Annotated in this window: 25 protein-coding genes, 1 tRNA gene and 2 pseudogenes; 10 read left to right on the top strand and 18 right to left on the bottom strand. The window is 49.5% G+C overall.

Features of this window, described 5'->3' with window-relative positions:
• Nucleotide 1: 1 nt before the first annotated feature.
• The 3 genes from ACR809_RS04175 (at nt 2) to ACR809_RS04165 (ending at nt 2,251) form a co-directional block, all read left to right on the top strand.
• Nucleotides 2-1,021 carry an aldo/keto reductase gene (locus tag ACR809_RS04175; protein ID WP_108452546.1) on the top strand — a complete coding sequence of 340 codons (1,020 nt, stop codon included), beginning with the start codon at nt 2-4 and terminating at the stop codon, nt 1,019-1,021.
• A gap of 32 nt (nt 1,022-1,053) precedes the next feature.
• Complete coding sequence (locus tag ACR809_RS04170; RefSeq protein WP_108452545.1) at nt 1,054-1,857, top strand: carboxymuconolactone decarboxylase family protein; 804 nt, start codon at nt 1,054-1,056, stop codon at nt 1,855-1,857.
• A gap of 211 nt (nt 1,858-2,068) precedes the next feature.
• Complete coding sequence (locus ACR809_RS04165) at nt 2,069-2,251, top strand: PAAR domain-containing protein (protein ID WP_108452544.1); 183 nt, start codon at nt 2,069-2,071, stop codon at nt 2,249-2,251.
• 15 nt (nt 2,252-2,266) lie between these two features.
• On the opposite strand, the gene ACR809_RS04160 is transcribed toward ACR809_RS04165, so the two are convergent.
• The 17 genes from ACR809_RS04160 to ACR809_RS04080 all read right to left on the bottom strand — a co-directional run bounded on the left by ACR809_RS04160 (nt 2,267) and on the right by ACR809_RS04080 (nt 15,911).
• On the bottom strand, nt 2,267-3,031 hold the full coding sequence (locus ACR809_RS04160) for a trypsin-like serine peptidase (RefSeq protein WP_108452543.1): 765 nt from the start codon (nt 3,029-3,031) through the stop codon (nt 2,267-2,269).
• 72 nt (nt 3,032-3,103) lie between these two features.
• On the bottom strand, nt 3,104-3,775 hold the full coding sequence (locus tag ACR809_RS04155; protein ID WP_122051067.1) for an HAD family hydrolase: 672 nt from the start codon (nt 3,773-3,775) through the stop codon (nt 3,104-3,106).
• Nucleotides 3,772-4,404 (bottom strand): hypothetical protein, encoded by a 633-nt coding sequence (locus ACR809_RS04150; protein WP_108452541.1) that lies wholly within the window; start codon nt 4,402-4,404, stop codon nt 3,772-3,774. Before ACR809_RS04150 ends, ACR809_RS04155 begins: the two co-directional genes overlap by 4 nt.
• 3 nt (nt 4,405-4,407) lie before the next feature.
• Nucleotides 4,408-5,130, bottom strand: coding sequence for an ABC transporter ATP-binding protein (locus tag ACR809_RS04145; RefSeq protein ID WP_108452540.1), 723 nt, complete (start codon nt 5,128-5,130; stop codon nt 4,408-4,410).
• Nucleotides 5,127-5,987 carry an ABC transporter permease gene (locus ACR809_RS04140; protein ID WP_108452539.1) on the bottom strand — a complete coding sequence of 287 codons (861 nt, stop codon included), beginning with the start codon at nt 5,985-5,987 and terminating at the stop codon, nt 5,127-5,129. The genes ACR809_RS04145 and ACR809_RS04140 overlap by 4 nt, the downstream gene beginning before the upstream one ends.
• Before the next feature lie 24 nt (nt 5,988-6,011).
• Nucleotides 6,012-7,037: a WavE lipopolysaccharide synthesis family protein gene (locus tag ACR809_RS04135; RefSeq protein ID WP_122051066.1), complete on the bottom strand. Its 1,026-nt coding sequence runs from the start codon at nt 7,035-7,037 to the stop codon at nt 6,012-6,014.
• A 115-nt stretch (nt 7,038-7,152) separates the two neighbouring features.
• Nucleotides 7,153-7,968, bottom strand: coding sequence for a glycosyltransferase family 2 protein (locus tag ACR809_RS04130; protein WP_108452537.1), 816 nt, complete (start codon nt 7,966-7,968; stop codon nt 7,153-7,155).
• Entirely contained in the window at nt 7,968-8,327 is a 360-nt protein-coding gene (locus ACR809_RS04125; protein WP_108452536.1) for a hypothetical protein, read from the bottom strand. The genes ACR809_RS04130 and ACR809_RS04125 overlap by 1 nt, the downstream gene beginning before the upstream one ends.
• Nucleotides 8,324-10,063, bottom strand: a complete 1,740-nt coding sequence (locus ACR809_RS04120; protein ID WP_108452535.1) for a PglL family O-oligosaccharyltransferase — start codon at nt 10,061-10,063, stop codon at nt 8,324-8,326. The genes ACR809_RS04125 and ACR809_RS04120 overlap by 4 nt, the downstream gene beginning before the upstream one ends.
• Nucleotides 10,063-10,278, bottom strand: a complete 216-nt coding sequence (locus ACR809_RS04115) for a hypothetical protein (protein ID WP_122051065.1) — start codon at nt 10,276-10,278, stop codon at nt 10,063-10,065. Before ACR809_RS04115 ends, ACR809_RS04120 begins: the two co-directional genes overlap by 1 nt.
• A gap of 88 nt (nt 10,279-10,366) precedes the next feature.
• Nucleotides 10,367-11,338 (bottom strand): fimbrial protein, encoded by a 972-nt coding sequence (locus tag ACR809_RS04110; protein WP_126438427.1) that lies wholly within the window; start codon nt 11,336-11,338, stop codon nt 10,367-10,369.
• A gap of 152 nt (nt 11,339-11,490) precedes the next feature.
• Nucleotides 11,491-11,988, bottom strand: coding sequence for a fimbrial protein (locus tag ACR809_RS04105; protein WP_108452533.1), 498 nt, complete (start codon nt 11,986-11,988; stop codon nt 11,491-11,493).
• Nucleotides 11,989-11,998: 10 nt separating this feature from the next.
• Nucleotides 11,999-12,484 (bottom strand): fimbrial protein, encoded by a 486-nt coding sequence (locus tag ACR809_RS04100; protein ID WP_162992521.1) that lies wholly within the window; start codon nt 12,482-12,484, stop codon nt 11,999-12,001.
• An 80-nt stretch (nt 12,485-12,564) separates the two neighbouring features.
• Entirely contained in the window at nt 12,565-13,092 is a 528-nt protein-coding gene (locus ACR809_RS04095) for a fimbrial protein (RefSeq protein ID WP_108452531.1), read from the bottom strand.
• Nucleotides 13,085-13,705 (bottom strand): fimbrial protein, encoded by a 621-nt coding sequence (locus tag ACR809_RS04090; protein ID WP_108452530.1) that lies wholly within the window; start codon nt 13,703-13,705, stop codon nt 13,085-13,087. The genes ACR809_RS04095 and ACR809_RS04090 overlap by 8 nt, the downstream gene beginning before the upstream one ends.
• A gap of 33 nt (nt 13,706-13,738) precedes the next feature.
• The gene (locus ACR809_RS04085) at nt 13,739-14,476 is read right to left on the bottom strand and encodes a fimbria/pilus periplasmic chaperone (RefSeq protein WP_122051064.1); all 738 of its coding nucleotides are present in this window, start codon (nt 14,474-14,476) and stop codon (nt 13,739-13,741) included.
• A gap of 16 nt (nt 14,477-14,492) precedes the next feature.
• Nucleotides 14,493-15,911: a fimbria/pilus outer membrane usher protein gene (locus ACR809_RS04080; protein WP_122051063.1), complete on the bottom strand. Its 1,419-nt coding sequence runs from the start codon at nt 15,909-15,911 to the stop codon at nt 14,493-14,495.
• A 19-nt stretch (nt 15,912-15,930) separates the two neighbouring features.
• On the opposite strand from ACR809_RS04080, the gene ACR809_RS04075 reads away from it, so the two are divergent.
• The 4 genes and pseudogenes from ACR809_RS04075 to ACR809_RS04060 all read left to right on the top strand — a co-directional run bounded on the left by ACR809_RS04075 (nt 15,931) and on the right by ACR809_RS04060 (nt 18,289).
• Nucleotides 15,931-16,899, top strand: coding sequence for an IS5-like element IS903B family transposase (locus ACR809_RS04075; RefSeq protein WP_074423712.1), 969 nt, complete (start codon nt 15,931-15,933; stop codon nt 16,897-16,899).
• A gap of 57 nt (nt 16,900-16,956) precedes the next feature.
• A pseudogene (locus ACR809_RS04070) lies at nt 16,957-17,319 on the top strand (LysR family transcriptional regulator); the annotation flags it as partial.
• Nucleotides 17,320-17,421: 102 nt separating this feature from the next.
• Entirely contained in the window at nt 17,422-18,135 is a 714-nt protein-coding gene (actS, locus tag ACR809_RS04065) for an amidase activator ActS (RefSeq protein WP_025712480.1), read from the top strand.
• Between the two features lie 80 nt (nt 18,136-18,215).
• Nucleotides 18,216-18,289 (top strand) — tRNA-Gly (locus ACR809_RS04060).
• A 47-nt stretch (nt 18,290-18,336) separates the two neighbouring features.
• Here the strand turns inward: ACR809_RS04060 and ACR809_RS04055 are convergent.
• Nucleotides 18,337-18,647, bottom strand: a pseudogene (locus tag ACR809_RS04055) (hypothetical protein); the annotation flags it as partial.
• A 355-nt stretch (nt 18,648-19,002) separates the two neighbouring features.
• On the opposite strand from ACR809_RS04055, the gene ACR809_RS04050 reads away from it, so the two are divergent.
• From ACR809_RS04050 to ACR809_RS04040, 3 genes are all read left to right on the top strand, one after another.
• Nucleotides 19,003-19,794: a winged helix-turn-helix domain-containing protein gene (locus tag ACR809_RS04050; RefSeq protein WP_108452524.1), complete on the top strand. Its 792-nt coding sequence runs from the start codon at nt 19,003-19,005 to the stop codon at nt 19,792-19,794.
• On the top strand, nt 19,787-20,281 hold the full coding sequence (locus tag ACR809_RS04045; RefSeq protein WP_108452525.1) for a FidL-like protein: 495 nt from the start codon (nt 19,787-19,789) through the stop codon (nt 20,279-20,281). The genes ACR809_RS04050 and ACR809_RS04045 overlap by 8 nt, the downstream gene beginning before the upstream one ends.
• Before the next feature lie 713 nt (nt 20,282-20,994).
• Nucleotides 20,995-21,531: a fimbrial protein gene (locus tag ACR809_RS04040; protein ID WP_108452526.1), complete on the top strand. Its 537-nt coding sequence runs from the start codon at nt 20,995-20,997 to the stop codon at nt 21,529-21,531.
• Nucleotides 21,532-21,692 lie beyond the last annotated feature (161 nt).

Here is a 21,692-nt window from a genome sequence, read left to right as displayed (position 1 = left end):
GATGCAGTATATCCGGCTTGGTAAAAGTGACTTACTGGTCTCCCGCATCTGCATGGGATGTATGGGGTTTGGCGATCCGTTAACGGGCCAGCATCGCTGGACGCTGGACGAAACAGCAAGCCGGGACATCATTCGCTACGGTCTCGAAAAGGGTATCAATTTTTACGATACCGCCATCGCCTATCAGAACGGCTCCAGCGAGCGATACGTTGGCCGGGCGCTGCGGGAGATGGCAAAACGTGAGGACGTGGTGCTGGCCACCAAGTTTCTGCCACGAACCGCCGCGCAAATTGCCGGGGGGATCGGCGGAAAAGAGGCAATAGCCCGCTCACTCGACCAGAGTCTGCGCAACCTCGGGATGGACTATATCGACCTCTACATCTACCACATCTGGGATTACAACACGCCGGTTATTGACGTGCTTGAAGCGCTGCACGCCGCCGTGACCGCCGGCAAGGTGCGCGCAATTGGCATTTCCAATTGCTATGCCTGGCAGCTGGCGAAGGCGAACGCCCTGGCCGAACGCGAAGGGCTGACGCCCTTTGTTTCCGTGCAGAGCCACTACAACCTGATCATGCGTGAAGATGAACGAGAGCTGTTCGGGCTGTGCGCGGAAGATGATATCGCCATGACTCCCTATAGCGCGCTGGCCAGCGGCCGTCTCTCCCGCTTAGAAGGCCACACGCGGCGAGCGGTAGAAGATGAGTATGCGCGGGGAAAATACGACAGCACGGCAGAACAGGACCGGATCATTATTGCCCGCGTCGCCGAACTTGCCGAACGACATCAGGTTTCCATGACCGAAATTTCGCTGGCCTGGCTGCTGACAAAAGTGACGTCGCCTGTCGTAGGGGCCACAAAAAAAGATCACGTCGATGGCGCGGTAAACGCAGTCAATCTTCACCTGAGCCCGGAGGAAATCCATTTTCTTGAAGAAACCTACCAGCCGCACGTTCTGACGGGGATCATGGCGCAAAACACGCCGCAAACGAAGGACGTTAAGCAGGTCTGGACGCGGTAACAATCCGCCCTGCTGATCGGAAAGGAGCAAATATGAAAAACGTGATTGCCGCGGCAGCCTTGTCGCTTGTGCTGTCTGATTTTGCTTATGCCAACGAACAAAGAGATGAAGCTATGATGAAAATTACCCCTTCCACCCTTGCCGACGCTGATATTCAAGCGGTGTCGCCGGCGCTGGCGCGCTTCGGCCGCGAGGCCATCAGCAACGACCTCTGGCAACGTGACGCCCTGTCTGCCCGCGACCGCAGCATCGTGACCGTAGCGATGCTGATTGCCCGCAACCAGCCTGGCGAGCTTAAGCACTATATTGAAGTTGCTCTCGACAGCGGCGTGACGCCAGCGGAAGTATCAGAGATCATTACTCATCTGGCGTTCTACTCAGGTTGGCCCAATGCAATGTCAGCCGTCAGCGTGACCAAAACGATCTTTGCAGTCCGCGGCATCACGGCAGAGGCCCTGCCCGCCGCCTCGCCGACACTGCTGCCACTCAATGAACAGGTAGAGAAACAGCGTGCAGACACTGTGGAGAAAAATGTCGGTCCCATTTCGCCTGGCCTGGTTAAATTTACCGCCGACCCGCTGTTTCTCGACCTCTGGCAACGGCCCGCGCTTACGCCCCGCGACAGAAGTCTGGTGACGGTCAGCGCGTTAATCGCTGCCGGACAGAGCGCACAGATTGGCTACCACCTGAACAGAGCCATGGATAATGGGCTTTCGGCTGAAGAGGCCGGAGAAGTGGTCGCCCAGGCGGCATTCTACGCGGGATGGCCAAATGCGTTTACCGCTGCCCCGGTGGTCGGTGACGTGTTGCGATCGCGCGAGAGCAAAGCTGAATAAAAAAGAATAAAGGACAGGAAAGCTGTCCTTTATTTATCAGTTTAAAGGTAGCACGAGGGCTTTCGATTAAATCTCGCGGAAAGGACATAAACGGTCTAACGACGTATGGAGACATCAGGGTGGTAACGCCTTTTTTTCTTTAGCTGTACGTCCCTTTAATTCCCCCTATACTTTCCGAGTGGATTTATGAACAGCATAAGAATATGAATCAATGGCTGTCGGTCATTTTTCATTCAGGAGTGATAAAACAGTTTGTGGCGGCAGGATCCTTGAAGGATGCCCCGACCATCAATTTTTCGATAAAGACATGGCTTGTGAAGGCCATCAGATGACCTGTGGTAAACATACGGGTAGATTCCGCATCGTAGGTGGGTTTGATAGCCACCCGCAATAGTGGCTATCCCCGCAATTACTGGATACGAGACTGGATCCAATTGACAGCAATTTCATCCATCATCGGCGCGCCGTTACCACCCGATTCTCCGTTACAGAAAGCGGCGACATTAGAACTCATAAGATCAACGACGCCGATTATTTCATTATTATCCGTAAGTACAGGCCCTCCTGAATTTCCATGTTCCGCATCACAGTCGAACGCTAAAAGTCTTGGCTCCCATCCCAGTAAGGAATTCAGACAATAATAGTTTCCATCTTCGCGCAGCAGCACGCCAGGCGAAGCCCACATTTGTTGCGAACCTTTATCGCCGGGGTAACCAATAACCAACACTGAAGAGCCAACCTGAAGATCGTCAATCGTTATTTTTTTTATGCTCAACTGCGGTACAACATCACCAATGTGCTTCCCCTCCTCATTTGGCGCGACGATAACAAGCGCATAGTCATAAGTATTCGCTTTTGTCGTCGCCCATTCGTCGGGTATTTGAAGTGACACAACACGAAAAGCACCGTAGGGAGAAGTTTCATTCATGCCGGGGGTAACCATTTCACCAATGCTCATATCATCGGCAACGTGAGCAGAAGTTAAAATCGTATTGCGGCCTATAACGGTTCCAGTAGCAGCAGCCACACTTCCATTATTGACAGGAATTTGAACTATGCTGTTAAAAGGAGCAATAGTTGCATCTGGGACAGGGTAGCGTTGACCATTAACGATGCCCCTCGCACTTGAAGGATTTAAAGAATAAAGCAAGCCATTTTTATCAGTGATATTCATATAACCGCCTCATTAAATAATGAAAATATGACTGGATAGTGTGACGTCATTAACCCCCATAGTGGGTTAAAATTAGCTTTTTGCCAGCCCTCTTTTCGGGGTAAAAATTTCATCCTTTTTGGATTCACACTGACGAATATATTTTTCAATCAGTGACAAATTGACCGCTGAAGGATCAGCCACTGGCAATACGTGAGCGCCTGCTGCGGTGGCTGCCGCAATACCGTGCGGGTTATCTTCGACCACCACGCACTCTTGTGGACTGAGTTGCAATTTGGCAATAGCCTTGCGATAGATTTCCGGATGGGGTTTACCGCAAGAGACATCCTCGTTTGAAAGCGTAAACTGCAACCATTGATTCAAACCTGCTCGTGCAAGGAGAGTGTCGACACTGACACGCACAGAATTAGATGCTACCGCCAGGCGATAACCCTGCTCACTTAGCGCAGCCAACGCTTCCTGATGAGCGTCCACCGGACGACAGTATTTTTCCGCCATCTGCAATGTATAACGCTGCTTGAGATTATTAATTAGCGTATGTAACGTTACTGGCAAGCCCTCCTGTTCACTAAGACGTTTGAGCTTTTCCCGCGTCGGCAAACCGTCAAATCCACCTAGATGTGCTTCGCGGCTAATAGAAAGCCCAAACAGAGACAGCGCCTGATTAAGGGCGTTGTAATGCCACTCGCGAGCATCTATTAGGACTCCGTCCATATCAAATATCACACCGCGTATTCTGGTCATGCCAGCGCCTCCTTAGCCTGAAGCGGATAATCGGTACAAAGCATCAGATTTTTGTGGTGCTTCAAAGCTGGAGGGAGAAGGTTTAACTGTTGCCAGAACGAGTCGGGTTTACGTCCATGTAGCTCTGGCGAAACCAGACAAACGTTACGCTCTTCGATGAGCCAGTCAGCAAGGCGGGTAGATGAAAGTTGCGCCTCCTGGAAATAATCAACCCAAAGAGACGAGGTCACCGTAGTTAACAGTCCTTCCGGCTCGTACTCACTGACCCGCGCCGCGACAGATAGCCCAGCCTTGAGGTATGGCAGGGTGTCGGGCACTGACATATCAAAACAGAAATAATCAGTAACGGCGTAAACGTCGAGCAGTTGCCGCAAGGTTTCAGTCAGGCCGTCAGATTTGATATTCAGAGCCAGGGTGCCGGGTCGGCCAGCAGCCACATATTCGTTGAGCATCGTCCTTAGAGGAAGCGCCCCGCGTCGAGGCATATCGTGGCTAATCACCAGCTCTCCATCCAGATCGCGAATATCTGTTTCTACCCCCAAACCGGCGGCAAAGGCCCGGCGTAACGCATGACGACTGTTTTTGTGTTCAGGATCCTCCCAGAGGCCCCGGTGTGCCAGAAATTGCATTTGTTATCGCCCCTGAAGAGTAGAATAAAAATGAAGCGCGTCATCTACAGGACCGTAAAACTGGCAACGTCCATGCTCCAGCACCAGGCCCCTATCGCATACCGCCAGTAACTGGCTCGGGTCATGACTGACCAGTACCAGGGTGCCACCGCGCCTGCGAAAATGATTTATGCGCGCCAGGCAGCGAGCCTGAAAATCGGCGTCTCCAACCGCCAGCGCTTCGTCAATCACGAGAATGTCACTATCCAGGTGGACTCCTACAGAGAAAGCCAGCCGCAGAAACATGCCAGAAGAGTAAGTTCGAACCGGTTGGTCGAGAAAAGCAGTGAGATCGGCAAATTCAACGATGGCATCGAGACGGCGGGATACAGCCTGACGAGACATACCTAATATGGCACCAGCCAGCCAGATGTTTTCTCTGCCGCTCAAGTCATGGTGAAATCCAGCGCCAATCTCTAATAAAGACGACATGCTGCCCCGCACCGTGATACGTCCTTTGGTAGGACGCGTTATACGCGTGAGCAGTTTGAGCAGTGTAGATTTCCCGGCACCGTTACCGCCAATAATGCCCAATGATCCCCCACGGGGCAGATGAAAACTGATGTCATTTAAAGCGGTAAACATCGGTTTCTCAGGTTGTTGCCGGAAAGACAGTAGCCCCCGCAGAGTATTTCCTGACAGGCGGGACGGAGCATAGCAACGCGTTACGTGGTCAAAGATAATCATTCGCGCTCCGTTGCTGCTGGCTCATAGCGGATAAAGCAGCCGTATCCAAGTACCCCTAAAATCAGGCAAACAGCGATGGCTATCACCAGGGAAAACAGTGATGGTGCCGGCCCGGCAAGGAGTAGGTGGCGAAAAACGGCAAGCAAGGTACTTAGCGGATTGAGCAACAATATCCACCGCCAGCGCTCAGGTATTAACTCCGCAGTCCATACCACTGGCGTAGCATAGAAGAGTCCTTGTAGTAAAAGCGGCATCAGGTGACGAACATCCCGAAAACGCAGACGAGCCACGGCAAGGATGCAGCCCATGCTCCAGCCGCACAACGATATCAGAGCGCCGCACAGAAGCAGCAGTGGCAAGTTGGTTAAGGGCCAGTGAATGCCACACAGATACAAAAACAGGCCCAGGCACAGTAGCATAAGTAAAAAATCGGCCAGGCTTACGCCTGTTGCAGCTACCGTCAGCGCAATTCGGGGAAACCATATTTTCTTAATCAGGTGCAGATTGTTTAGCAGACTTTCACTGGTGGCATTTAAGGTGGCGGCAAACAGCATCCAGGGAACTAAACCGCACAGCAGCACAAATGCCCATGGAACTTGATACTCAGGTGAACGCACGCGCAGCAACAGGCCAAACACCGCGTAATACAGCGTCATATTCAGAACAGGATTAAGGAAGGCCCATAACCATCCTAATAATGTCTGCCGATAGCGAACCGTCAGGTCTCGCCATATAAGCTGGCTCACCATATAGCGGGCCAGCCAAAGTTCGCGAAGAGTGACGTGGCTTGTTGGATCAGAGATAAAGCCGGTCATATTTCTCTTCCTCACCGCTTGCCCGTATTCTTCTTTAGTCATACCTAATTTCCTTCCAGACCACCGTCAGCTACGGTGTAAAAACAGATGCATCGCCATTCGACGTACTGCGGGGCGTTTTAACAGATACACTCTGAATCGATACCCGATACGCCACAAAGCGGTCAGGAGGCGATCGGCCACAGCTATCAGCCGTAATGCCAGCGGCATTTTCCCTCCCAGATACCTCACTGCCAGCCTTCGCCAGCGGGCGTGGGTGTAAACGCTGAACAGCCCGCGCAGCGAATAGCAGCGCCAGTATTTGGGCCAGTGCAGCCCCAGAGTGAAACAGGAGTAAGGCACGAAATTAGCCAGATACCACTGCTCGGAAGCCATCACATTGGCCGGAGAGTATTCAAAATTACCGTCGTACACCCAGCTTCCCGTCACCTTATGGATGGCAGACAACCAGCACCATTGCTCCGGAGCATAACGCCAGGGACACCACAGTCCGGGCATGAGGGCCGGGCGAAACAGTTCCGCAGTTGCAGGTTTTGCACTGAAAAATAGCCTCAGGTCTTCGGTATACCCGGCCAGGAAAATATCCCCGGGATGAAACAGATAGGGCAGACTGCCCCTCGCATCCCGGGCGAAGCGGCTGGCATTGATCACCCGTCCCCGGAACACCCGGTAGGCCGGATCCCGGGGCACTTCACGGGGAACAGTCAGAACCTGCGTTTCCAGCAGGGAAAGAAGGCGCCTGCGGGACAGCCAGCAGTCTGTGCGCATCTTAACGGCCAACGGACGGGTGGCTTCTTCAAGTCCTGCCCGGGACGAAAGTAGCATCCGGTTAAGGTTTGTCACATACTTACCGGCCGTATCTTCCCCAATGAGCGGCCCCGGATCCGGACTCATGACCAGACGGACAGCCAACCCGGAAAGCCTGTGCTTCAGCCTTTCCACCGTCGCTAACGGAGCCTGCCAGGTGGAAAGAATGATTTCCGCAAGCGGGAAAGCCGCCCGGGTACGACGCAGGTTACGGATAACGCGCATGTCCGGTTCCCCATCCGGCCCCATCACGGGTCCCTGCACGATGATACTTAGCCGGTTCATTTCCGCCCCCTCAGCAACCAGTGCTTAAAGCGCGTAATACCCTGCGGTTTCGCTCGCAATCCAGACACCTCAACGCAGCGTTCATTAACGAATAAAAAAGGGGGATGTTGTAACTTCATCCTACTCGCTCCGCCAGAACGGGTGCCGCGACAGGGGCGAAACCATGATGCAATCCAGCTTTCGAGCATCTGCTCATGGCCCGTACAAAGTGAGGTCCGCTCGTGAAGGCAGTCAGGTCTTGTGGTGTTCCCAGCCCATGCATACCCGCGCCGATGTTATAGGTGGCGATAGCCGTCTGCCCGGCGTTATAGAGCCGGGTATAAACAGGCGCGACATAAAACTCGCCCTGGCTACGCTCGTCATCGGCGATCATAGCCTGCGCCTCCCGGCAGAAATCACTGCCACGCTGGAAATGGTAAATACCCGTAGTGGCCTCATTTGAAACAACTTTCTTTTCAACTACCCGGCATACCCTCTCCTTTGTATCCTTGAGCACATAAGACCACTTTGGATCGGTTGCGGGCATAGTCATAATTAAGCCGTCAGTGCCGGGACGGTTAGCTACCGACAGGAAGGCGTCGATATCGATATCGACCCACTGATCAGAGTTGGCAATCAGCAGTGGTGAGGCGTTATCAATCAAATCAGAGGCCATAAGGACTGAACAGGCGGCACCCGCAGTTATGCCGGATAGACCAAGCACCTCGCAACCCGGCGCAAGCGTCTGCAAACGGTGGTGAAAGTCATATCGCTCGAGATGGGATTGCTGGCAAACGAAGATAAAGCGGTGCGGGCACGCCGGACGCAAATTGCGAATAACCAGCTCAATCATGGGCATATCGCCCACCGGGATAAAGGGCTTGGGATCGGTGAACCCCGCCTCTGCAAAGCGACTGCCCCGGCCAGCCATTGGGATAACAATATTCAGCATCAGAGGACACCATCCACATACTTATCATTCAGCGCTCCGGGATGCTTCACTACCACCGTTACGCAGTCGGTTAATGCGATAAATGAGGAAGAAATGCCGGGAGCCAGCGTCAGAATATCGCCAGCAATCAGGCGCTCACCTGCCATTAATGCTTCCCCGCGCAGTAGCAGCGTCACTTCTGTCGCGATTTTATGGTGGTGGGCTGCACTCTGATAACCGGCAGGAAAATGCTGCACGGCGACCTCTACATCAGATGTAGATAAGGCTGCCGGGTGAAAAGCCCCGACAAACCAGCCACCGGTCATGTTATCCAGTCGGTTGCGAACAATACCGGAAGGAGTATTTACGTTATTTGTCATCGAAAAGACTCTGGTTGAAAGAAGGAAGCCGTCCCGCAGTGAAACCTTTGGTCGGTGCGATAGCTCAGGCAGCCACGTTGCCGCCAGGCTTCTGCCAGCGCTCGTTTCTGTTGCACTGCAGCTATGCGTATCATTGTTTCAGTCAGGTTCGGATCGTTGTGGCGGGTAAGCCAGTCACCCGCGTTGCGTTGAAAACGCGCTAACCAGCGGGGATCCTGGGTTTGATTAAACTGCATCAGGTCGGTAACGGCCCAGTCGAACTGGAGGCGTTCTGGTTGGGCATAGATGTTCCACACCTGAGCAAGGGGTTCTGGGGTGACGAAACCACTCGCTTCGGCCTTCCGGATGAGCCAGGCTGACTGCAGTCCGGTGAACATAAAAGCGATGCAGCCCATACACCCCAGCGCCAGCACCGCCCGCACACTCTTTCGATGCCTGCAAGGAAAATCACAGCGACGGGCGCTAACGGGGAGAGCCAGCCATAACAGTACAACCATCAGCACGCCGTGGAGAGCCGATAAATAAAACGGATATTCGGTCATCACGTGAGCCATTAAGGGTAAACTGAACGCACCACGGGCCAGACCACGTCGCGGGAAACGGAAAGGTAACGCCCAAAGCATTAGCCAGCATATCAGCCCCACTAATGCCACGCTCCCTCCTTCAACCCAGGCGTACAACACTTCGTTGTGGGGATGCGCAACAGTGACCGGAAAGGGGTTCGCCACGCCGAGCTGATTCAAAGCGACAGGAAAGGCGGTTTCAAAGGTGCCTGTTCCCTGCCCCCACAGCGGATCTTTAACAATCATTGCCCACGCGCCACGGATCAGCGCGACGCGTTCCTTATTCGAAGCATGGCGATCCTCAGACAAGCGATCTTCCACCTTAGCTGGCTGGTTGCGCGTGGATGGTGTTTGTACAGCGGATCCAGCGGCAAGAGAGGCCGTCACCGGTAATATTGTTGGACGCAACATCCGTGCGCCATGTCCGGCCAGCAACCCGGCGCCCAAGACCATTATGATGAGAATTCGCGAGCGGGAACGATCTGCTGACCATAGAAGCAAAAAGAGACCCGCCGCTGCGCCAAGCCAGGCTGTGCGGGATTCACTTAACATCAAAGCAACGCACAGCACGACAACGCAGCCCAACAGCAGATAAGAAATAGCTTTACGTCGAATAGTTACCGAGAGCCATAACGCGCAGAGCATCCCACAGGCCAGAAAAGAGCCCAGCAGATTGGCCTGACCAAATGCGCCAGTGGCTCTTCCTCCACTCACGAGCGGATTGTAATGAAGCCAGTGCGCGGCGCTCAGGGGCAAAAGCGCTTGCCAGAGGCAAAGCAGGGCCTGGATCAACGCGGCCACCACCACGATCCCGTATATACCCCGGCGCTGATCGCCGCGTACAGGAAGCTGCAGTAGCATCCACAGAAGAAAAGCGAAGCCTGCCGTAGCAGCCAGGCGGTAGATAGCTTCACTCCGAAACGGCGCAGGCGTCCATAATCCCGGTAAATTGAGGAGTATCAGCCCAATAAACAGCATCCTGCCGGCAGCGCCAAACCGTAAACGGCGCCAGGGAAGTGAAAAGCACAACCCAAGTCCCCATAGTCCAGCTACAAAGCATGTCAAAAGGTTAATCGTCACGGTCAACCCGCTGCCTGGCAGGCTCGGCCAGGGATATAATGGCAAAGCGCACAGCAAAATAACGGGAAAAAGAAAGAGGTAATAACGGCGCATTATTTTTCCTCATGTTCCAGAAATTCATTCAGATCCCGCAGATAGATCATCACGTCATGCAGCACGTCAGCTACGACCCGCTCGTCACCATGCGCGGGTAAGTTAATTGCTAAATCGGTGACTCTTTTTTCCAGTGCCTTTCTCCCGCCTGCATAATTAATGACCGCATTTTCCAGCAGAGACAAGCGACGGTAATTTTTATAGATATTCAGCATATTATTTTGGCAGTATAAAATTTGCAGCCATCACCTTTAAAATATGGATATGTTTTAAACATCGCATACATGTGAAGTATTAGAACTTTTATTGCTCAGTCATTTCCATTACGGCATCGGCGGAAAAACTTCCTGTTGGGATATCCTTTAAAGCCGTATCCTTGTCACGAACAGGTACAAATGTGAGCTCAACGTTACTAAAACCGGTTTTAAAATTCTCTACAGGAAGTTCCTGGCCGTTTGTCACCAGAAATCCTTTATAATAAATCGCGATTCCAAGCCCATTTTTTTTAGTAGACACTAAGTTATTACCACTAATGCTTACAGGCGTGTACTTGAATTTAGTCACGTTAGTTGTAGAACCATCACGGGTACAAAGAACAGATACCGTAACCGATTTTGCCATAGAACTGTTGCTATCCGGCACTGTTGGAATGTCACTCCGTTCAAGAGAGCCCAAAGTGACATTTAAATCAGCCAGTTCATTTATATAACAGTCTGCTGGAACAGATGGAAGTAGACGAGCATCGCTACAGTTTATTGTATCTGAAGTACGCCATTGTATTTCGGGATGAGTGATTTCAAAAAAAGTATAACATATTGCTGAATGAGCAGGAATAGTACCGCTCCCCCCACCCAAGCTTCCTCCCTGGTACCCTAACTCTTTTGCCGAGCTTGCATCTACCGCCTTAGCTGAGTCGACAAATGAAGTTGTCTTTGCTAACGTGCAGTTTATTGCGTCAGTAGCCGGGCATATATTCGCTCTGACTTTATACTTGCCAGTATATGGAACGTAACCCTCTGTAAACATAGGCGCACTAATTGAAGTTATAGAAGTGGCATTATTTATATAATTCGTCCCATCCCGAGCAACAAAATTACAGCCAAGGTAGGGTGAGTCATAACTAAACCCTCTACTTCCATCACTACCACTACAATCTGCTGGGCCCGGCGCACCAGTAAAAGCATGAGCGATTGGGGTTATGACTATAAGTAAAATAGTGAAAAACAAGCCCCCCATTAGCTTTGAAATAATCAATTCATATTTATAGTCATTCATAACTCATATCCTATAAAGTGGATTAAGATGCCACTACTGCAGTTCAATTCCACAACAAATTTGCTGTCTTATATTTAAAACATTAATTTAACGAGCATCATTCTTTAAAATACTCATGAGCGAACAACACATCTGCCATAGCTCTAATACTATTAAACATATTCAACAACAATAGTTCCCACTACGGTAAAGTCCTGCTCGGTAAGGTTAACTTTGGGGTCTTTCAATACCTTAGCCCGCAGTTTTGGCGGCATATTGGGATCGTCAATTTTAATATCAGTGTTCAGTTCAATCGGTTCACCATCTTTTAGAATGTAAACGCCCAGCCCTTCTGCACTCGAAGCAATAGCCTTTGGATCCCACAGAGCAGGCGTAGCCTTAATTGATAACGTCACTGTATTATCACTGGTGGCGCTCCCACAATCCAGCGTGTAATTAATGTCTTGTACATAGGTACCTTTGTCTATTTTCGCAATCCCAACTTTACCGAAATGCACTTCTACTGGCTTATCATTATTAATTTTGCATTGCGTCACACCAATCAGGCGTCCGGAGAAGGAATAAGACATTGCATCACCCGTTTGCTTTGCCAGTGCTGCCGTACAAATAAACGCCAAAGCAAATATCACTAATCTCAGAGGTAACAGCATTATGTCTTCCTCAGTTAAAAGCCATGGTCAACGTAGCATTCGCAAAGAAAGTAATCCCATTAGAAAAATCTTCGCCATCACCAACCTGAACGAGTTCCGCCTCCAGTTTCGGCGGGTTGGTCATGTCCACATCGAACCACTCGCCGGTATTTTTTATCGTGCCGTCGGCAGTCAAACGTATTCCCAGAGACTTACTGGCTTTTCCACCAGAATAAGTGACGGGTAGCAATTTGTTACTCCCATCCGATATATATTTGCCTGAACTGTTATCCAGCTTCATCTGCGTCTTGCCATCTATATCACCAGAACAGGTCATGTTGCTAACAAGCGGCTGGGTATAAGTCCCTTTCAGCGTGTTCTTAATATCGGTGTCGTATTTTACATCACCAAACTTAACATCTACGGCATCATCCTGAACAAATGAACATTTTCCGGTCGCAACAACCGTACCTTTGACATGAATTTTCATGTCGAAATTGTCGCCTTTATCTGCCATAACAACGCCTGGATATAATTCCAGAGCCAGAAAGATGAATAACAAAACCTTTTTTATATGACACATTACCTGTTCCAGATTCACGGATAGCTCGCTTCCAGAGTCGCTGTTGCACTAAAGTCTCCGGCCACCAGGGTTTGATGTTTAATCGCATCCGGTTCTGCTTCCACATACGCCTGCAGAGGTATTATGGTGGAGTTATCCTGCAGCTTATAAGCTGGGGATAATTGGTTTATTGGCAGTAACTTGCCTTCTGGTGTTTCGATCCCAACGGCTATTCCATTACTGCCAGCACCGGTGGTTGCCAGGTAGCCTGGGAGGCCATTACTCTCCGGACCGCTCAGCGTTAAATTCACTATTTTACCAAGGCTGGTGTCACAGTCCGTCAAGGTAATGACAAACGGCACGGCGTAGGTCCTGTGATCCTTATACAAGCCCTTCTTTATTACGGTGCCGAAATCGACTTCCAGCGTATTTATCGTTGAATCCAGTGTGCAGGGCTCAAAGACCAGCGCGCCATCCATCTGCAGGTTATTGCTCTGCGCAGCAAGGAGCGAAGACGTCGTTAAGAGCAGGATCACCGCCATCAGCAAACGCATATCAGTCATAGCTCACCTCAAAATTTGCTACTGCCCGAAAGCGGCCAAAGAGTAGCGACGCCGACGTGCGTACAGGGGTAACGGTGTACGTCAGGATGTTATCACCCGGTACCAGCATGATTGGCTCACCGCGCTGACCAAGCCGCACCAGACGCCCCAGAGGATCGTTCAGGCGCAGCCCCATGCCACGAATGCCACTTGCCTGCAGGAGATCGGGGCTATCCGAATCGGCGGCCCCCATAAAGCTAATGGTGACGACAGGTTGAATCGCATCCTGCGTGCTTGCACCTGTATAACGGTTAACCTGATCGCCGCCGCTTCGGGCGCAACCTGTCAGATTGATTTTGAATGACACCGCTTCCCCTGTATCACCAGGATGCTGCAGCACTTGTTTATTTATCGGTTTTAATTCTACCTGCTGCCAGGCCGAGGCCATGTCGATCATGCAAGCGCCTTCAGTCAGCATGCCGCTCAGATACAATTCCCCGAACTCACCCACAACATGCCAGTTGTCACTGGCTTCGGCGTGATGCGATAACACCGCCCCTGCCAGCACAATAGGTACTAAGCGGGATAAGGCATACCGTGCACGGAATGAAGAATTATTTATTCTGGTTATCATGTACTGTCCTGGCCTATAAGAATGCAGGCAGAATTACCCGGCTTTAATATCCGTTACCGTGCAGTTACTGGTGCAACTAAATAGCAATTTTGGTCGTCCGCCATAGTCGTTAATAAAGGTCAGTACAGGGTGGTTACCAAGGGTTGCTGCACTTCCTGACAGAGCTAATGTGCCTTTAGGCGCAACCATATCAGCCTTAAAGCCCGGCACGTCACCAGCATTCACAGACGGTGCCGCGTGAACAAAGGTGACGTAATAGCCAGTAGGGTTATGTACGACATAGCGATCGCCCTCTTTAGTCATATAAAGCTGTTTCTGAGGAATTTCATCGCCTTTCCCAGCGAGCCCGGAAGGTCGATAAAAAAGTTTGACCCGCGTTTGTAAGGCTATCTGCATGGTGTTCGGTTTGTCACTTTTTGGTGGAATCTCCCGCACATTAAAATAAAAAAGCGTCTCTTGATCCTGAGACAATTTAGTATTATCGATTGACTGGATCATCAATTGGCTTTTCGCGCCGGGCTCCACTCGTTGTAGAGGAGGCACGACATTCAGTGGACTCTCAATTTTATTTCCATGAGCGTCTTCCACCCATGCCTGGGCTAAATAAGGCAATGATTTATTTTGATTGGTGATGCTTAAAGCCTCTGAATGTCGATCGCCGTCAAAAATAACGCGCGTGCGATCCAAGGCAATAGCGGCGTGTGCCGCATGCATGGCAGAAAAACTTGCAATAATAAACGTTAAGGTTCGCTTAAAGGTATTTGATACCATATTTTAACTCTCGTCATTAATGGATTACATTGTTGTTGCGTATGCAGGGTAGTAACAACGTTGTGTTTATATCTGTCGGCAACGGATCCGGGAGGGTAATACGACACTGCGTTACCCCACTCCAGTTAACCATTAAGATGCCACCTGGTTGCAGACCTGTAAGCCATACATGGCCATCATCTCCGATAATACCGGTTTGAATCCGATCGCTGTTCGTTACCGTAGCGCCAAATGGTGGAGCACTATTGTCCGCCAACCGTATCGCAGCCATCGCTTTTTGCCCTGCCAAAAGACCAAACTTACGATAACCAATAGCCCCTTCGGTCAGGGTGTCCTCGATCACTGACCGGGTGGCGTCGACATCATTAGCCAGCTCATCCAAATCTATGGTGACGTTGCTGCGGTAATAACTATTAACATCGCTCACGACCGCCTTACCAAAGATGTTGCTTTTAGTAATGCCGCCGTAACCACGCACCGGAACATCACTTATTCCAGCAGTATCAACCATTAACCTCGTTCCACCAGTACTATTCATACGATGCAGCGCTGCGCCATGTAACGTGGCGGTGGCACCACCTTGTAAAGAAAGTCCGATAGCGTTGTATTCAGCATCCTGAAAACTTGTGTTAACGCTTAATTGCGCAAGATCGCCATTATGGGTGAAGTAGCCATTGCCGGTTGTATTGCCCTCTTCCGTTACGCCAGCACTAATCCGATAACTATTATTACTGTCAATTCGATCATACCAACCAACGCTATGACTGCTTCCGCCTCTGCCGGATTGACCGCTATAATCCAAAGAACCTTCTGTGCCCCAAGGTAACGACAGGTTTAAGAAGATTCCGTCGTCATTTTTCCCGTTATATTGAGTGCGAGTTGCAGACAGACCTAAACTGATATTATGAAAATGCCCCACATCAAAATAGGTTGCCAGAGAACCACTCCAGGTGTCATTAGCAGGTCGATCCCAGTAAGTCTGATGGCTATAATTCAAATAAGTACTCACATTCAAATCCCGGAACTGTTTATTAACCGAGATGGTATACAGCTCCTTACCATTACCTGATGTTGACGCAGCATGATACCGGGCGTTTAAATACTGGCTCATACTCATAAAATCTTGTTCTGAAAAACGATAGCCGGCAAAAGTTACCTGACTGTCATACTCATCAAAACGTTTTGAGTAACTCAATCTGTAAGAATTCCCAAGCTTTTCACTTTGATTCGGTAATATCGCTCTGGAATGAGTAATATCAGCCGAAATAGCGCCCAGGATCAGCAGATCACGACCAATACCTATCGACAGAGCATTATAGTCGCCAGCAAATAATCCCCCACCATAGAGTGACCAGCCGTTACTGACCCCCCATGAAAATTCACCCGTGGCAAAACCCGGACCTTCTGTCTTATGGTTATAATGGCTTTGTTGAATAAATCGAACTTTTGCTGAGTTGAAGGATCAGATCACGTATCTTCCCGACAACGCAGACCGTTCCGTGTCAAAGCAAAAGTTCAAAATCACCAACTGGCCCACCTACAATAAAGCCCTCATCAACCGTGGCTCCATAACTTTCTGGCTGGATGATGAAGCTATTCAGGCCTGGTATGAGTCAGCAACACCTTCTTCACGAGGCAGACCTCAGCGCTATTCTGACCTTGCCATCACGACTGTGCTGGTCATTAAACGCGTATTCAGGCTGACCCTGCGCGCTGCGCAGGGCTTTATTGATTCCATTTTTTCTCTGATGAACGTTCCGCTACGCTGCCCGGATTACAGCTGTGTCAGCAGGCGGGCAAAGTCGGTTAATGTCAGTTTCAAAACGCCCACCCGGGGTGAAATCGCACACCTGGTAATTGATTCCACCGGGCTGAAGGTCTTCGGTGAAGGCGAGTGGAAAGTCAAAAAGCATGGCCAGGAACGCCGCCGTATCTGGCGTAAGCTGCATCTCGCCGTTGACAGTAAAACACATGAAATCATCTGCGCAGACCTGTCGCTGAACAATGTGACGGACTCAGAAGCCTTCCCGGGTCTTATCCGGCAAACCCACCGGAAAATCAGGTCAGCCGCCGCCGATGGCGCTTACGACACCCGGCTCTGTCACGATGAACTGCGGCGTAAGAAAATCAGCGCCCTTATCCCTCCCCGAAAAGGTGCGGGTTACTGGCCCGGTGAATATGCAGACCGTAACCGTGCAGTGGCTAATCAGCGGCTGACCGGGAGTAATGCGCGGTGGAAATGGACAACAGATTATAACCGTCGCTCGATAGCGGAAACGGCGATGTACCGGGTAAAACAGCTGTTCGGAGGTTCACTGACACTGCGTGACTACGATGGTCAGGTTGCAGAGGCTATGGCCCTGGTACGAGCGCTGAACAAAATGACGAAAGCAGGTATGCCTGAAAGCGTGCGTATTGCCTGAAAACACAACCCGCTACGGGGGAGACTTACCCGAAATCTGATTTATTCAACAAAGCCCCCCTATGACTACAATGCGCTGGCGGCGATGCCGCTGGTGCTGCTGCACCGGGCGAAAGATTCCGGCACCTATGAAATGCTAATGGACCTGTTCCGTAAATCCGGCGTTAGCGCGAAGGTGATTATGCATATTACCCAGCCCGGAGTGATCCTCGACTGGCTGGAGGACGGGCTGGAAGCGGCAACATTGCTGCCATCTTCGGAAGTGAATGCCGAAAAACTGCCTCATTGCTATGTGGTTGATGTCTTCCCCTCACCGCAGATATTTTATCCGGCGCTGGTGAAATTGCCGTCGATGCCGTATCTCCCGGCGCTGATGGATATTATCGCCGGGGGTTATCCGTTTATCGCGCCGAGGGAGTAGAGATCAGAGAAAAAGCGTAGAGCATTGGGGATTGTGGCATGGACTGGTATGATATTCGCCCTGGTTGCGAGGTAAGTGGTTGTGTTAAGTGCAGGATGCCTGATGATGAAACGCGTTTATATATCACTGATGCTGGTGGCAAGCCTGGTGCTGGCCGGCTGCTCCAGTACGTCCGATTCTGGTGCCACTTATACCGTCAAACGCGGTGATACCCTGTATGGAATCTCCCGCACCACCGGCACCAGCGTTCGCGATCTCGCCCGTCTGAATAACATCTCGCCGCCTTACACCATCGAAGTGGGGCAGAAGCTGAAGCTTAACGGCAGCAGTTCGGCGAAGACGACGAAGAAAAAATCTTCCTCCACTCGCACTGCGGCGGTTACGCCTTCTTCCGCGGTACCTCAGTCCTCCTGGCCGCCGGTGGGACAGCGCTGCTGGCGCTGGCCGACCAGCGGCAAAGTGGTCCTGCCTTATTCCACCGCCGATGGCGGCAATAAGGGCATTGATATTGCCGGGACCCGCGGGCAACCGGTATATGCCGCCGGGGCGGGCAAGGTGGTGTACGTCGGCAACCAGCTGCGCGGCTATGGTAATCTGATCATGATTAAGCACAGCGAGGATTACATCACTGCCTACGCCCACAACGATAAGCTGATGGTGAATAACGGTCAGAGCGTGAAAGCCGGCCAGCAAATTGCCACCATGGGCAGTACGGATGCCGATTCAGTGCGCCTGCATTTCCAGATCCGCTATCGGGCGACGGCCATCGATCCGCTGCGCTATCTGCCGCCGCAGGGCAGTAAACCTAAGTGCTAAAAGGTTATTTTATCGCCAGTCAGTATCCAGCGGGCTTGTCACAGGGTGCGTAAGGGCTATAATGCTTCTCGCACCTCTTCGCGGGCGTAGTTCAATGGTAGAACGAGAGCTTCCCAAGCTCTATACGAGGGTTCGATTCCCTTCGCCCGCTCCAAACTCCAGTCTCCTGAAGTCTACCAAACTCAATTTTCCCTTGATAAATCAGCAGTTATAGCATTTTCTTTCGTCTGTTGAACTCAGTTTTACCCTCTGTACAGGGTTTACACTCCTAGCGCCACGTGTATCCATTCTGATCTCTGTGGCGAGTAGTTCCAGCAGGATGATTTCCTCATCGCGTAACGGGATGTCTGAAGCACTGGCGGCGTCCAAAACGTGATGGACTTTGGTCGTACCGATGAGTGGAAGGGTACTTTTCGCAATAGCCCATGTCTGTGCAACGCTGACATTCCTCTCGGCTTCCATTTTTTCATGGCGGCGGTTAGGGGTAATTCATGTTGAGGGGGTAAAACGGCAGCTAACTATTTACAAAACCTGAAGAAAAAAGTTAACCTATCAAATCAAAAATGCTCCTTAATACTCTTAAGGTGCCATTTGATTCATGTCAATCTCGTAAGTAAAGTTGCTTTTCAATTTAGTAGATATCGGACGGAAATATATTGTAAAATGCTTAGGAATCAATCTATTCTTGGCCGTGAGTGAAAAACATCAGGTAGAGGGTAATAACTAAATCTTGACAATATTGATAAGTTTTTCTAACGATTTTATTTTTTATCAGTGCCGTATGTTGGGAGCAACACATTAAGGACGGTTAATTCAGTTATGCCGTGTAAAGCATAACTTTGTATATAAAATACCTGATGAGAGAACATGAAATATTTCATTGAAAACCAAGTCGTTTTTAACACTGACGATGGAACCCTGACTGATACTTCAACACAGGAGATTATCAGTTTGCCAGTACCTGCGGTTCGTCTGTTAGAGGAGTTTTCACGTTCAGATGGCCGCAATCTCACCCGAGAATATTTATTGGAAAAAGTATGGGAAGAGCATGGACTTCAAGCGACGGATGGTAATCTTCGACAGTATATCAGTATTCTGCGCAGGCATTTGTCCGCTCTCGGTTTTCCTGAACTCATCGTGACTCTACCCAGGGTAGGCTTTAAAGTTCATCCAGGCATCGCAATAACGTTGGATGCAGTTCTCCCCGAACTCCAGGCGCAAAGCAATTCCACCGACGATAAAACAGCATCATTTGTTGAATCAACACCCAAAAATGGATTGGCGACAACGGGTCTAAAAACTGTTTCATATTTTTTGAGTGCCGGAGTGATTTTTACCTTACTCTTGTGGTACGTTGTCGTTGGTCGCGAACAAATCGATAATTCGGTAATCACCTCTGGTGACTGCGAAATAATATTAGTCAAAAATGTTTCACAGGAGGTTGAAAAGAAAATTATTAACCACATTCACCGTATTCTCAGTAATAACAAACTTGTTTGTACCAAAGATAATTTCATCGTTTTTGATCAACAACGTTCTGTATCTTCAGGTAATAACTCTCGAACTATGCTCTCTTTTTGCACCAAAGGGGAGGATGGCAACACGACTTCATGTGAAAATTTTTATCGATATCAGATAATGGAACATAAAAATGGTTAAAAAAAATATAGTGTTTTTGAGCGTTTTTGCCATCTTATCATTCGGTGTTTCTTACTTTGTGTCACATGAAAGACATAAAATACTCCCCCTGGCGCCAATGAAATGTAAAGCATTTTCAAAAGTAGAGATGGAAACCGAATACGGTAATCTGACCTTTTCTATCATTGAAAACATTCAGCTATATGGCGAGGACAAAGGATTAATGCAATTTGAAGGATATGTGACAAATGGAACACAACGAACCTATCTTGACAGAACCGCTTTCATGCACAATACAACCCCTGATGAACCGAGTGATTTCGTCTTTCTGGTCGAGAAATTTGAGCGGTCTGGCGCTGATACCACTCCTGATGAATTATTTAATCAAATGTGGCTGGAATTAGCCGGTAATGATAATTTGTTAAATGTAAGTATCACTGAATTAAAAAATAATGCTTTTACAGTCATTAGTCCTTATGCACCGCAATTTACCTGTGCAGCATACTAATGCTGTTACCCCCTCGGTAAAGACATTTTAGCGCCCTTTAACCCAGGGCTAGTATTAGCGTTGTTGCTACAAGGCAGACCTGGTGTATTGTATCTTCTAATGGCCATTATCTGGTTCATTTTCACTCGCTAAAAAATCGCTTTCCAGCTTCTATCTTCCCCTTTTCTTCCTGCTGAAAGTAACATCCTTTCTTATAGCTGAATAAATAATCCACTATTAATTCATAAATCAATGCAGACGTGAAAGAATGATGGATGAATAGCTATATCTTTCTAAAAATTATTCTCCCCACAACAAAGAGTAGGTTATAAAACAAAGTGAAATATGTCTGCCTTGTTAACTTTTGAAGCTTTACTGTACAAATTCTGTTCGATTCCATGAGTGGTGAGATGATAGTCTTCTGGTTTTTAGTATTAACGATTCGTCAATTTCCAGATGATTATGCTGTTTATGTGGGTCTGAGTTGTTGCTATTTGATATTTTAACCTCAATGAGTGTCATTTTGTTTTATCTGGCATGTGAATTTAAATTGGGTCAAAAAAAGGTATTTTCTAACCAAGCTAAAAATAGAACAATGACCCTGCCAACAACTTGGTGTGACTAATCCCGAACAGGGAATAACTCCCGGTGAGCTAAAGCTGACTGCGAGCGTCATGATAAAAGAAAATGCGCATTGCGTTTTATATAAAAAGATATTGAAGGAAAGCAGAAGAATGAAGATGAAAAAACTCGTATTAGTAATGGGTATGGGTGCGGCTATTTTCGCTGGCATGGCAAATGCTGCAGAGCACGAAGTTAAAGATCAGGGTCACGGTACCATTAACTTTACTGGTTCCATTATTGATGCTCCATGTTCTATTACTGGTGATACTGCCAAGCAGGACGTAGATCTCGGTGAAATTTCTAATGTTGCACTTAAAAATGGTCAGACTTCTGAGCCGAAAACTTTCAATATTGTACTGGAGCAATGTGATACCTCCGATCTCTCTTCAGTAAGCACCACCTTCACCGGTGCAGCTGACGCGAAAGATAAAAGCATGCTGGGTATTACTGGCTCTGCAAATGGTGCAGGTATTGTCATTACTGATGGTAGCGGCACGCCTGTCAAACTGGGTACAGCTTCTGCTGCCCAGATTATTGGCGATGGCCACAATACCTTGACATTCTCCGCTTACCTGAAAGGTAATGGTGCTTCTGTAACCGCGGGTCAATTCTCCTCTACCGCAGACTTTACTCTGGCCTATCAGTAAGAAAACGTGCCCGGTTTCCCTGTGGGAAGCCGGGCCGGATTACCGAAGGAATTTATGTGCATGTTTTATTGTACATTTTGGAGTCGGGTGCTACCCGTCATACTGATGGTACTCTCGGGTATAGCGTTAGCGCGCCAGCCTGAGCAGGGGAACGGTAGCGT

The organism is Klebsiella sp. CD33 (genome assembly GCF_051992865.1).
GTDB classification, from domain to species: Bacteria; Pseudomonadota; Gammaproteobacteria; order Enterobacterales; family Enterobacteriaceae; genus Klebsiella; species Klebsiella pneumoniae.
Note: the sequence above shows the minus strand (reverse complement) of the source record. Positions and strands in the feature narration are given on the sequence as shown.

Coding starts and splice junctions, on each gene's coding strand:
- ACR809_RS04175 (WP_108452546.1), top strand. CDS start 2: ATGCAGTATATCCGGCTTGGTAAAAGTGACTTACTGGTCTCCCGCATC.
- ACR809_RS04170 (WP_108452545.1), top strand. CDS start 1,054: ATGAAAAACGTGATTGCCGCGGCAGCCTTGTCGCTTGTGCTGTCTGAT.
- ACR809_RS04165 (WP_108452544.1), top strand. CDS start 2,069: ATGGCTGTCGGTCATTTTTCATTCAGGAGTGATAAAACAGTTTGTGGC.
- ACR809_RS04160 (WP_108452543.1), bottom strand. CDS start 3,031: ATGAATATCACTGATAAAAATGGCTTGCTTTATTCTTTAAATCCTTCA.
- ACR809_RS04155 (WP_122051067.1), bottom strand. CDS start 3,775: ATGACCAGAATACGCGGTGTGATATTTGATATGGACGGAGTCCTAATA.
- ACR809_RS04150 (WP_108452541.1), bottom strand. CDS start 4,404: ATGCAATTTCTGGCACACCGGGGCCTCTGGGAGGATCCTGAACACAAA.
- ACR809_RS04145 (WP_108452540.1), bottom strand. CDS start 5,130: ATGATTATCTTTGACCACGTAACGCGTTGCTATGCTCCGTCCCGCCTG.
- ACR809_RS04140 (WP_108452539.1), bottom strand. CDS start 5,987: ATGACTAAAGAAGAATACGGGCAAGCGGTGAGGAAGAGAAATATGACC.
- ACR809_RS04135 (WP_122051066.1), bottom strand. CDS start 7,037: ATGAACCGGCTAAGTATCATCGTGCAGGGACCCGTGATGGGGCCGGAT.
- ACR809_RS04130 (WP_108452537.1), bottom strand. CDS start 7,968: ATGCTGAATATTGTTATCCCAATGGCTGGCCGGGGCAGTCGCTTTGCA.
- ACR809_RS04125 (WP_108452536.1), bottom strand. CDS start 8,327: ATGACAAATAACGTAAATACTCCTTCCGGTATTGTTCGCAACCGACTG.
- ACR809_RS04120 (WP_108452535.1), bottom strand. CDS start 10,063: ATGCGCCGTTATTACCTCTTTCTTTTTCCCGTTATTTTGCTGTGCGCT.
- ACR809_RS04115 (WP_122051065.1), bottom strand. CDS start 10,278: ATGCTGAATATCTATAAAAATTACCGTCGCTTGTCTCTGCTGGAAAAT.
- ACR809_RS04110 (WP_126438427.1), bottom strand. CDS start 11,338: ATGAATGACTATAAATATGAATTGATTATTTCAAAGCTAATGGGGGGC.
- ACR809_RS04105 (WP_108452533.1), bottom strand. CDS start 11,988: ATGCTGTTACCTCTGAGATTAGTGATATTTGCTTTGGCGTTTATTTGT.
- ACR809_RS04100 (WP_162992521.1), bottom strand. CDS start 12,484: ATGGCAGATAAAGGCGACAATTTCGACATGAAAATTCATGTCAAAGGT.
- ACR809_RS04095 (WP_108452531.1), bottom strand. CDS start 13,092: ATGACTGATATGCGTTTGCTGATGGCGGTGATCCTGCTCTTAACGACG.
- ACR809_RS04090 (WP_108452530.1), bottom strand. CDS start 13,705: ATGATAACCAGAATAAATAATTCTTCATTCCGTGCACGGTATGCCTTA.
- ACR809_RS04085 (WP_122051064.1), bottom strand. CDS start 14,476: ATGGTATCAAATACCTTTAAGCGAACCTTAACGTTTATTATTGCAAGT.
- actS (WP_025712480.1), top strand. CDS start 17,422: ATGATGAAACGCGTTTATATATCACTGATGCTGGTGGCAAGCCTGGTG.
- ACR809_RS04050 (WP_108452524.1), top strand. CDS start 19,003: ATGAAATATTTCATTGAAAACCAAGTCGTTTTTAACACTGACGATGGA.
- ACR809_RS04045 (WP_108452525.1), top strand. CDS start 19,787: ATGGTTAAAAAAAATATAGTGTTTTTGAGCGTTTTTGCCATCTTATCA.
- ACR809_RS04040 (WP_108452526.1), top strand. CDS start 20,995: ATGAAGATGAAAAAACTCGTATTAGTAATGGGTATGGGTGCGGCTATT.